At 71.1% G+C, this 526-nt stretch carries 1 protein-coding gene; it reads right to left on the bottom strand.

Annotated elements, in window-relative coordinates; all coding sequences use genetic code 11:
• Window positions 1-526: ketoacyl-synthetase C-terminal extension domain-containing protein (locus JK361_RS40695; protein WP_201828269.1), on the bottom strand; the 526-nt coding region annotated here is incomplete at both ends.

Raw genomic sequence — 526 nt, 5'->3', positions numbered from 1 at the left:
GTCCTCGGCCAGGAACGCACGCACGGCCTCCGCCTGCGCCCGCACCGCCTCCTCCGACCTACCGGAGACCACCCACGGCACCACACCGGGTGCCTCGGACAGCGTGTCCTCGTGTTCGACCACGGGCGGCTGCTCGATCACGACGTGGGCGTTGGTCCCGCCCACGCCGAACGCGGATACGCCGGCTCGGCGCGGTCGGTCCAGCTCGGGCCAGTCCCGCCGCTCGGTCAGCAGCTCCACCACCCCCGCCGACCAGTCCACGTGCGACGACGGAGCGTCCACGTGCAACGTCTTCGGCAGCACACCGTTGCGCAGCGCCATCACCATCTTGATGACACCACCCACACCCGCAGCCGCCTGCGCATGCCCGATGTTCGACTTCAACGACCCCAGGAACAACGGACGTTCGCCGTCCCGTTCCTGGCCGTAGGTCGCAAGGAGCGCCTGCGCCTCGATCGGGTCACCCAGCCGCGTCCCCGTGCCGTGCGCCTCGACCGCATCGACGTCCGCCGGGTTCAACCGGGCG

The sequence above is a fragment of the Streptomyces musisoli genome (genome assembly GCF_016741855.1).
Classification (GTDB): domain Bacteria; phylum Actinomycetota; class Actinomycetes; order Streptomycetales; family Streptomycetaceae; genus Streptomyces; species Streptomyces musisoli.
This window is presented reverse-complemented; position numbering and strand designations above follow the sequence as displayed.